General features: G+C 63.6%; 8 protein-coding genes. 7 read left to right on the forward strand and 1 reads right to left on the reverse strand.

Annotated elements, in window-relative coordinates; genetic code table 11:
• The first annotated feature begins 296 nt into the window (after positions 1-296).
• From ABNK63_RS15500 to ABNK63_RS15515, 4 genes are all read left to right on the forward strand, one after another.
• Positions 297-845, forward strand: a complete 549-nt coding sequence (locus tag ABNK63_RS15500; RefSeq protein ID WP_350016129.1) for a fimbrial protein — start codon at positions 297-299, stop codon at positions 843-845.
• A 78-nt stretch (positions 846-923) separates the two neighbouring features.
• Positions 924-1,670 (forward strand): fimbria/pilus periplasmic chaperone, encoded by a 747-nt coding sequence (locus ABNK63_RS15505; RefSeq protein WP_350016130.1) that lies wholly within the window; start codon positions 924-926, stop codon positions 1,668-1,670.
• Positions 1,670-4,432: a fimbria/pilus outer membrane usher protein gene (locus ABNK63_RS15510; RefSeq protein ID WP_350016131.1), complete on the forward strand. Its 2,763-nt coding sequence runs from the start codon at positions 1,670-1,672 to the stop codon at positions 4,430-4,432. The genes ABNK63_RS15505 and ABNK63_RS15510 overlap by 1 nt, the downstream gene beginning before the upstream one ends.
• Before the next feature lie 55 nt (positions 4,433-4,487).
• Positions 4,488-5,552 (forward strand): fimbrial protein, encoded by a 1,065-nt coding sequence (locus ABNK63_RS15515; RefSeq protein ID WP_350016132.1) that lies wholly within the window; start codon positions 4,488-4,490, stop codon positions 5,550-5,552.
• A gap of 303 nt (positions 5,553-5,855) precedes the next feature.
• On the opposite strand, the gene ABNK63_RS15520 is transcribed toward ABNK63_RS15515, so the two are convergent.
• Positions 5,856-6,197 (reverse strand): hypothetical protein, encoded by a 342-nt coding sequence (locus ABNK63_RS15520; RefSeq protein WP_350016133.1) that lies wholly within the window; start codon positions 6,195-6,197, stop codon positions 5,856-5,858.
• A gap of 857 nt (positions 6,198-7,054) precedes the next feature.
• Between ABNK63_RS15520 and ABNK63_RS15525 the strand changes: the two genes are divergently transcribed.
• The 3 genes from ABNK63_RS15525 to ABNK63_RS15535 all read left to right on the forward strand — a co-directional run bounded on the left by ABNK63_RS15525 (position 7,055) and on the right by ABNK63_RS15535 (position 9,929).
• Entirely contained in the window at positions 7,055-7,948 is an 894-nt protein-coding gene (locus ABNK63_RS15525) for a hypothetical protein (protein ID WP_350016134.1), read from the forward strand.
• A gap of 10 nt (positions 7,949-7,958) precedes the next feature.
• Complete coding sequence (locus ABNK63_RS15530; protein WP_083845953.1) at positions 7,959-8,453, forward strand: DUF11 domain-containing protein; 495 nt, start codon at positions 7,959-7,961, stop codon at positions 8,451-8,453.
• 342 nt (positions 8,454-8,795) lie between these two features.
• The gene (locus ABNK63_RS15535) at positions 8,796-9,929 is read left to right on the forward strand and encodes a hypothetical protein (RefSeq protein ID WP_007806695.1); all 1,134 of its coding nucleotides are present in this window, start codon (positions 8,796-8,798) and stop codon (positions 9,927-9,929) included.
• Positions 9,930-9,933: the final 4 nt, after the last annotated feature.

A 9,933-nucleotide genomic window follows, 5' to 3' on the forward strand; every position in this document is an offset into this window, starting at 1 on the left:
ATTTGTCAGGGAATGCCTCAGCTCCAGCGGAAAACCGTTGCGCAGCCTCATGGAGGGCCCCGTCCGAGGGGAGCAGCAGGCCGGAGTAATCGTTTTCATATTCTTCTTGGCATGGCCATTGCTTAATCCTCAGCGGTAACGGCAGCATGCGCCACTGGCAGTTCGTTCCGGGAGGCCAGGAGGGCGTCAGTCCAACATTCGGAAGCCACGCCGAGGATGCAGATCGCAACCGCCGGCTCATCGTTCTTACGCAGTACCAGTCAAATCCAATCGAAACCCGCTCAAGGAAAACCACAATGAAGAAGACCCTGCTTTCCGCCGCTCTGATCGCCGCCGTGGCCACCATCGGGTTCGTTCCGAAGGCCAACGCCGCCGACGGCACCATCACCTTCAGCGGCAAGGTGTTGTCGTCGACCTGTACCGTCAGCAATGCGAGCAGCGGCGTCGTCGCGGTCACCTTGCCCGATGTACCGGCTACCGCCTTCACTGGAGCGGGCTCCACCGCAGGTACGAAGTCCTTCTCGCTGACGCTGACCGGCTGTCCGACGACGCCGTCCGGGGTCCAGGTAGGTGCGGCGTTTGGCGGCACGTCCATTGACAGCGCGCACGCCGGCACCATCTTGAACTCGACCGGCGCCACCTTCTCCAACGTGAATGTCCAGATGACCGATTCGGCGGGTACCGCCATCAATCTGAGCACGAACTCCAACCCGGTCAGTGCAACCATCGACGGCAGTGGCGCGGCAACGCTGGCCTACCAGGCCCGTTACTACCAGCCGACGGCCGCTGCCGTGACCGCGGGCCTGGTGACGGCTTCGGTGACCTACACGCTGACCTACAACTAAGGCGATTGCACTCAAGCCTGCCGCATTCCCGCGAATGCGGCAGGCCTGCCGTCACCCGACTCCCGTGTAGAGGTGCCCATGAACATCCTGATCCGTGCATTTGGCGCGGCGGTTGTCGCTTTGTGTCTGGCGATCCCCGCAGCCCAGGCCAGTGTTGTCATCGGCGGCACCCGGGTGGTGTTTCCTGGCCAGCAAGGCGAGGTTACCGTGCGCCTGTCCAACGAAGGCGATCACCCCGCGCTGGTCGAGGCATGGATCGACACCGGCAATGCGGATTCGACACCGGACAGTGTCACCACGCCTTTTCTGATCACGCCGCCGCTGTTCCGCATGGAGTCGCACAAGGATCAGAGCCTGCGGATTCTCTACACCCAGGGCTCCCAGCCGTTGCCGACCGACCGCGAGTCGATTTTCTGGCTGAACGTGCTGGAAATTCCGCCCAAACCCGACGGCCACGAATTTGCCGGCCGTAACTATCTGCAGTTCGCGATCCGTTCGCGGGTAAAGCTGTTCTACCGTCCGGCCGGCCTGGCAGGCGACGCGCTGAAGGCTGCGGACAAACTGATCTTCCAGATCGCGCCTGGCCAGGGTGCGGCACTGCAAGTGCACAACCCTACGCCGTATTACGTCACGATCAGCAACCTGTCGCTCGGCGCCGGCAGCAAACCGCTGGCCGCGATTAGCGGCATGGTCGCGCCTTTTGGCGACCTGCGCCTGCCGCTGAAGGGGCTTGCCCAGACGCCTGCCGTCGGCACGCCAATCGTGTTCGTCACCATCAACGACTTCGGCGCGGCTGACACCCACAAGGGCGCCGTGGCGCCGTAATGAAGCGGCAACGCACGCGCTCCAGCCACGCCCCGACGCGCCACGCTGCGCTCGCGCTGGCCTGTGGCATGGCGCTTGCGGGCTCCATGGGATGGCCTCGCCAGACGCTGGCCGCGGCCTCGGGCGCAGCTCCTGGCGGCGCGAGCGCCGATGCCAGCGCGGGAGCCAGCGGCGGCTTCGCCAGTTTCGACCGCAGCATGCTGGCCGGTACCGGCGACAACACCACCGACCTGAGCCGTTTCGAACACGGCAACCCGGTACTGCCAGGCATCTACAACCTGGATGTCTATCTCGGCAAGAACTGGGTCGGCCGCATGGACGTGCGATTCGCCGCGCCATCAACCAATACCAGCGCCGTGCCATGCGTGACCTCCGACCTGCTCGATCGCCTCGGCCTTGAGCCCACCACATCCGTGGCACATCCTGGATCCTCCACCGCCTGCGTGAACCTGGCCGATCTGATTCCCGGAGCCACGCTGTCTTTCGACATGCCGAACCTGCGTCTGGATGCCAGCGTACCTCAGGCATACATGAACCTCAGGCCGCGCGGCTGGATCAATCCGGCATCCTGGGACGCGGGCGTGCCGGCGCTCCTGCTCAACTACAATTTCAACAGTTACCGCACCACCAGCGGCGGACAAGGCCAGACCAGCACTTACTTGGGGCTTCGATCCGGCTTGAACATCGGCCCATGGCAGCTGCGGCAGGACAGCACGGCAACCTGGCAGTCCGGCGTCGCCGGCCGGCCGGCTCAACGCCACTGGCAGAACATTGACACCTACGTGCAGCGGGCCCTTCCCAGCTGGAGTGCCATGCTGAACCTGGGCGACAGCTACACCGATGGCTCCGTGTTCAACAGCTACGGCTTGCGCGGCGTGCAACTGGGTACCGACGATCGCATGCTGCCACAGTCGCTGCGTGGCTATGCTCCGGTCGTACGCGGTGTCGCCTACACCAATGCCAAGGTCACGGTGTCCCAGAATGGCGTGCAGATCTACCAGACCACCGTCGCACCCGGTCCGTTCGTGATCAACGATCTCTACCCCACCGGTTACGGCGGCGACCTGGATGTGGTGGTAACGGAAGCCGATGGTCGCCAGCACAGCCTTACGGTGCCCTACGCCTCGGTGGCGCAGCTGATGCGCCCCGGCGTCACCCGCTTCGACATCGCCGCCGGCCAGTTGCGCGACTCGGCTCTGCACGACAAGCCCGGCGTAATCCAGGCCGCAGCGCAACACGGCTTCAACAACCGCTTCACTGGCTACGCCGGCTTGCAGGGTTCCGTCGGCTACGCCGCGGTGCTGGTCGGCGGAGCGTTGAACACGCGCTTCGGCGCGCTGGCGCTGGACGTCACCCAGGCCCATGCGATCATCCCGGGCGACGGTGCCCACGACGGCCAGAGCTATCGCATCACCTACAGCAAGATCATCCCGGAAACCGACACCTCGTTCAGCGTGGTGGCCAACCGCTATTCCACCAGCGGCTTCCTGAGCCTGAACGATGCCGAGTTTGCACGCGACTACGCGCGGCGCGGCCTGAACGCCCTGCAACACCTGCCGTCCAATGTGCAGACCATTGACGGCGTGCCCGTGCAAAGCCTGCTCACGCCTGCGCAGCTCGCGGCGTTGAACGGCACCGCCTACAACAGCCGTGACCTCTATGTCTCGCGCGGTCTGCTGCAACAGCGCAACCGCTTCACCCTGACGCTCAGCCAGCAGTTGGGGCAAAACGGCAGCTCGCTTTATGCCAATGCCACCGTCAACGATTACTGGAACCGCCGCGGCAGCGACAGCCAGTTCCAGGTTGGCTACAACAGCCATTTCCGCCGCTTGGCCTGGAGCGTGTCCGTCAGCCGTGGGCGCACGGAGTTCAGCGGGAACGACAATCAGATTTTCTTCAACGCAAGCCTGCCGCTGGGTAGCACTTCGCACGCGCCCAGCCTCTCGTTCAACGCCAACCACGACAACAACGCCGGCACTCAGGAACAGGCCACCGTCAACGGTACGCTGGGCCAGTGGAACCAGTTCAACTACGGCGCCTCCGCCTCGCATGGCGACAACGGCAACGCCTTCAGCGTAACCTCCGGCTACAGCAGTCCTTACGCCACATTCAACGCCAGCGTCGGCCACGGCAGGGACTACTCGCAGGCGTCCTTCAACGCCGGCGGCGCAGTGGTCGCCCACCGTGGCGGCATCACCTTCGGCCCACCAACCGGCGACACCGTCGCCATCGTGCACGCACCCGGTGCGGACGGTGCGCACATCACCAATGCGCCAGGCCTCAGCGTCGGCCGCTCCGGCTATGCGCTGGTGCCCTACCTCACGCCCTATCAGCTCGACACCATCCAGATCGACCCGCAAGGCCTGCCGTTGGGCGTCCAGCTGGACGCCACCAGCGCCCAGGTGGTGCCTTATGCTGGCGCGGTGGTGATGGTGGATTTCAAGAGCAAAACCGGCCGTGCGCTGATTGCGCGCATCCGCATGTCCGACGGCAAGCCGGCGCCGTTCGGTGCGGAGGTATTCGACGCCAACGATGAACCGCTTGGCGTGGTCGGGCAAGGCGGCCTGAGTCTGCTGCGCGGCGCCAGGCAAAAAGGTCGTCTCAGCCTAAAGTGGCTGGACGCCCAGGAAGCGGCCCGGGTGTGCTCGTTTGATTACGCGGTTCCTGTCTCGAGTCGGGACGTACAGGATCACCCTCCCATCGATGTAACCTGCTCCCCGGATGGCCAAATCCCGCCGACGCGTGGGGTGAGTACACCGTGACCACTCCTAAGTGCGGCGTGCTGATCCCAGCGGCACCCGATCTCGAGGCCATGACATGCACCTGACCGTCCTATTTTCGCTGGGCCGCGAGTCCTTGGCAAAACGCATGCGTCCTCTGTTCGGCCCCTTCTGGACATGCCTGCTGCTCTTGGCCATGGCCGTCGCGCCGAGCTCGGCTTGGGCAGATTGTTGGTTCACCAGCGGAGCCGCCACCACCGTCACCTTCAACGCTGGCACCATCACCCTGACACCCAGTACGACCGTCAATACGGTACTGTGGACATCGAACACGGCCAATCCAGCCAATCCGCCGGTACTGGCTTGTAATGGCAATACCAACGGCGGCATCGTCAATACCATAGCTGCGTCAACCCCGGTCAACGGCGACTCCACTCTTTTTCCCACCGGCATTCCCGGTATTTCCTATCGCCTGTTGCACCCGGACGCCAGCACCCTGCTGGCGCTGTATCCAAATTACCCCACTGATAGCGGGGCGTTCAGCGTTGCATCCAACCTGCAACTGGTCTACACCGGACCATACCTGCCGCCGAACAACAGCAGCCTGACCGGGCAGCTGTCGCAATGGAAGATCGATATCTGTAACAACCCAAATTTCTGGTTTGGGTACTACTTCGGTTGCAATGGCCCGGTGGCTGCTCGGCCGGTGGAAACCTTCAAAATCAATGCCACCATCCTGATCCAGGTACCCACCTGCAATGTCAGCGCGGGCTCGGTGAGCAAGTTGGTCACCTTGCCGAACATTGCCAGCTCGCAGTTCTCCGGCGTCACTTCCACGGCAGGCACAACGCCATTCAGCCTGCAGCTCACCGGCTGCCCCACCAATCTGGGCGTCGCCATCACCCTCAATACCGGCAGCCCTCAAGCCAATGCTACCGGCGTCATTGCGCCATCAGGGACGGGTTACGCCAGCGGGGTAGGCGTGCAGATCGTCAACGCCGATGGCGTTACGCCCGTCACCTTCGGCACTCCCATTGATACCGGCACCACCACGGCCAGCAACTACGCCATCAACCTGTTCGCTCGTTACTACCAGACGGCGGCAACCGTGTCGGCAGGTCCCGTAAAAGGTGTCGCCACCTACACGCTGAACTACCAGTAGACGTTCAACTTCAGTCGTAATCGCCACGACACCTGGCTACCGGCGTCGCATCTTCGGCACCCGCAGGCCGGGTTCCTTGCGCGTCTTGAAAGCTGCTGCAATCGATTCAGTGGCCTCACGATTCCCGGCATCCCGAAGAGAGCTGCTGCGCAGCCCTGATCGTTGCGGTTCAGCGACACAGCTGAATTGCGCGGTCGCTCGGAGCGATGGCGTTGCAGCGATGCATGCCGACTCCGATCATGAGCTGTCAAGCAACGGGATAATCAGTGGGGACGAAGCATGGCGACGCCCCGCTTGACCTGCTCATTCGTAGGTCTGGATGACCAGCAGCGGATCCGCGGCATCGGCACGGCTGGCGCGCATGTATGTGTGGAAATAACGCAGCACCTTGTCATCGGTGGCGCCATCGATATGGATTACATGCAGCGCGAAGTTGCGCGACGTGCCAACGTTGGCGTCAGGTGAACCGCAGCGGTGACGAAGCTGCACGCCCTGCAGACCCTGCGCCGAGACAGTGACCGGACAAGTCGGTATTACCACTGCCCCCCTGAATGACAGCCGCCCTGCGGCCTCCGCGTCGCAGCAAAAGAACACCCCTGCCAAGCACAGGCAAGCGGTGGCCGAGACGGAAAACAACGCTGACATCTCATCATCCCCCCTTTGGGAGAAGCTGGTTCGACGATCGAACCGTGACAGCCAGATAGTTGGATCAATGTCACGCTTGCGTCGTGACCTGCATCACGTATTGAGCGTGAAAGTCGCGTGAAGGTCTGCAGCTCTCCACACGCATACTTCAGTTCGACCGTCCACCAGGCGAATGCGGTCATTCGGCGCTGCCACTTCGATGGCTCCATCCGACCTTCGGCGGGACGGGGCCCCGTGGCTGTTCCGAACGACGAGGATCTGCACGCCTTCCACCGCGCCACGCCAAAGCCGCATAGGAAACCGTTTGGCGCAAGTGGAAGCGTCATCCGCCTCCCACCGCTTATCGCCTTACCGGCCAGCGTCGGTCGGGCGCGGTCAGGCGATACCCCCAGCCGCGGGCGCATCCGGAAGCGCCGACACCAGTCGCTCCAATGTGACTCAGCCCGGTCTTTTGTGACACAGACCTCATCGCTGATATTCGACTGTCTTTGCGTTGATTGGGCAGATAAGCCACCAAGATGGCTCCAGATGGGGCAATCAAAGGCTTTCAAGACGCTGCCGGCAAGCGGGGCGGCGCATTGGGCGTGATGAACGCGTTACACGTCACGCATACCCACCTCATTTGGCATCTTATTTGCTTAAGCGTGCAACATAGTCTTAACCAAGCACGTTTGGGGTGGTTCATCGTGAATCTGGCAGGGCATCAAAGGGCTGAGCGCAGGGACCATGCGTCCCTGGCCCGCCCGTGCCCGCCGTTTGCCACTTGCAGCAGAAAAGTGCTTTTCGGTGTGCTGTTGCTGTTCGCGTCGGCACTGAGCGCCACCGCGTCAGCGACAGGCGCGGCCGCTGGCACTCAAGTGAAGAACACGGTAGCGGTGAGTTACGTGCAGGGCGGCTCCATGCTCACCGGCACGACCAGCACGAGCTTCGTGGTCGACCAGCTGGTCGACGTGACGACGACCTGGCAGGACGCCAAGCCGGTCCAGGCGGCGGCCGGATCGGCTGCGCAGACCCTGCTGTTCCGGGTGACCAATCCCGGTAACGGCAATGACAGCTACAAGCTGGTGCCGACCGCCCTGCCCGCCAGTGGCAGCGACTTCGCGGTCGACCAGTGCCAGTTGTTTCTCGACCAGGACCACAACGGCATCCGTTCGGCCAACGACCCCGAATACGTGCCCGGCAGCAATGATCCGGTGCTCGCCGCCGGCGACCACATGGACGTTTTTGTCCTTTGTGCCCTGCCTTCCACGGCGAATGACGGCACGTTCGCGCAAGTCAGACTGGCTGCCACCTCGAACACCTTCAGCGGCACTCCAGGGAGCGCGAAGCCGTCTGCCGGCATCCCGGGCATGAACGTGGTGGTCGGCATGAGCAGCGGCAGCTCGTCATCCAATGGCACCTACCAGGCAAGCAGTGTCAGCTACCAGTTCACCTCGACGCAGCGGGTAACGGACAAGTCCGGTGGCAGCGTGGCGACTTCCGGCTCGCACATCCTCTACACCCTCATCGTCACGGCCGACGGCGGCAGCGCCATCGGCCGCAATCTGGTCGTGACGAACCCGATGCCCGAACACACCACCTACGTGCCAGGCAGCCTGACCCTGGACAGCGCCTCGCTGGGCGACAGCAACACCGACAGCGACGCCGGCGATTTCAACATCACCGCCACCAACGCCATCTCCGTCCGGCTGGGCAACGTACCCGGCTCGGCCAGTCCGCACACCATCACTTTCGAAGTCACGATCAATTGAGGTCAAGAGCATGAAATCGATCCGCATTCCCGTTCTTGTGTTTGGCCTGCTTGCCGCATTTGCGCTGCAGGCAGCGCCGGCCAGCGGCAGCATCGAGCTGCAGTCGGTGGCCACCCAGCAGAAGGTCACCGTGGAAAAGGACGGCAGCAAGCACACCGAAATGGTGCCGGCTGCACGCGTGGTGCCCGGCACGGAAGTCACCTACACCATCAACTACCAGAACGTCGGCGCCAAGCCGGCGGACGACGTGGTGATCAACAACCCGGTGCCCGCCCACATGGACTACGTGGCGAACTCGGCAAGCGGCACGAACACCACCATCAGCTACTCGGCCGATGGCGGCAAGACGTGGGCTGGCACGCTGGCGCAGCTGTCGGTGAAGAACGCCGACGGCAGCATGCGCCCGGCCACCGAAAAGGATTGCACCCATGTCCGCTGGGTGGTGAACGGCAAGGTCGCGCCTGGCGCGAGGGGTTCGGTGAGTTTCCGTGCGGTGCTGCAGTAACTCGGGAGTCTGCGGCACGGCAATGACATGACAGAAGGATCAGTTCACAGGTTTTGCTGACCGGGCCGAGCAGGCCCGGTTACTCGGGGAGCATGGCGTTGTGACGTAACCGCCGACGGGGCAAACCCGCACGGCTCGGGGTGTTCACGCACTGCAAGTTAGAGCCGGCCAGACACGACGTGTCTGGCCGCAGCGACAAGTGCGTGCCGAAAACACGCAAGCGACACGGGCCAACGGCGCAAGAACCGGTGTCCCGGCAACACGGCCAGCCAGGCATGGCGACGCCGATCCGCACGGCCAGCGGATCAACAGTCCTGAAAAACCTTTACAGAGGAAACACCCATGAAACATCTCAATCGAGCCAGGCTCGCATCGACCTTGCTGGTCGGCGCGCTGCTTGGGCTGGGGTCGATGGCGGCGAATGCAGCCACCACCGCCGCCGGCACGGATGTCAGCAATACCGCCACGGTGGCGTACAAGGTCGGTACGGTCGACCAGACGCCCATCAGCAGCAACACCGTGACATTCAAGGTCGACGCGAAGCTCGTCCTCAGCGTCATCAAGCAGGACGGCTCCATGGTCGTGCTCAACACGCAGCCGGGCAGCACCACTGCCGTCACCACGTTCAAGGTCCAGAACAACGGCAACCAGGCGCAGGACGCGGTTCTGTCGGCCGTGAACATGGCGTCGGGCACGGCCAATCCGTTTGGCACGCCCGCCAACTCCAACCTGGCGATCGCCACCTCCGCGGTTTACGCGGATACCAACAACAACGGCGTCTACAACCCGGGCACGGACCTTCCCATCACCGTGTTGAGCAACCTCGCCGTCGGTAGCGCCGGGGCAAAGACCGTGTTCGTGGTGGCCACGATTCCCGCCACGGCAACCGATAGCCAGGTGGCCGTGGTTGGCCTGCTCGCCAAGGTCGGCACCGCGGGCTCCGGCACCGCCCTCGCCAGCGACGATCACCTCGCTGCCTGGACCCCCGGCACCGTGCAGAACATTTTCGCGGAAGCGGCGTCGGCCCATCCGGCCACCGGTGACGGCGCGGCGTTCGACGGCGCCGCTTCGGATCTCGACACCTATCTGGTGAAGAGTGCCTCGCTGACGATCGCGAAGACCTCGGCGGTGATCAGCGATCCGACCGGCTCTTCCGCGCCGCATGCGATTCCGGGTGCCGTCGTGGAATACACCATCACGGTGACCAATGCCGCCGGCTCGGGCGCGACCGCGAGCAGCGTCGCCGTTTCCGATGATCTGAGCACCGAAATCGCCAACGGCCACCTGGCTTACAACGCCGGCTCGATCGTGTTGACCGCACCCAACTTGAATGGCGGCGCCGCCACTGGTTGCACCGACGCCACCGACGGTGACACCTGCGCCTACGACAGCACGACCCACAAGGTCTCGGCCGCCGGCATCGATCTGACGGCAGGTCAGGTAGCGACCGCCAAGTTCCGCGTCACCATCCAGTAACGGC

Source organism: Rhodanobacter sp. IGA1.0, from assembly GCF_040208325.1.
Classification (GTDB): domain Bacteria; phylum Pseudomonadota; class Gammaproteobacteria; order Xanthomonadales; family Rhodanobacteraceae; genus Rhodanobacter; species Rhodanobacter spathiphylli.

Coding starts and splice junctions, on each gene's coding strand:
- ABNK63_RS15515 (WP_350016132.1), top strand. CDS start 4,488: ATGCACCTGACCGTCCTATTTTCGCTGGGCCGCGAGTCCTTGGCAAAA.
- ABNK63_RS15520 (WP_350016133.1), bottom strand. CDS start 6,197: ATGTCAGCGTTGTTTTCCGTCTCGGCCACCGCTTGCCTGTGCTTGGCA.
- ABNK63_RS15505 (WP_350016130.1), top strand. CDS start 924: ATGAACATCCTGATCCGTGCATTTGGCGCGGCGGTTGTCGCTTTGTGT.
- ABNK63_RS15500 (WP_350016129.1), top strand. CDS start 297: ATGAAGAAGACCCTGCTTTCCGCCGCTCTGATCGCCGCCGTGGCCACC.
- ABNK63_RS15510 (WP_350016131.1), top strand. CDS start 1,670: ATGAAGCGGCAACGCACGCGCTCCAGCCACGCCCCGACGCGCCACGCT.
- ABNK63_RS15530 (WP_083845953.1), top strand. CDS start 7,959: ATGAAATCGATCCGCATTCCCGTTCTTGTGTTTGGCCTGCTTGCCGCA.
- ABNK63_RS15535 (WP_007806695.1), top strand. CDS start 8,796: ATGAAACATCTCAATCGAGCCAGGCTCGCATCGACCTTGCTGGTCGGC.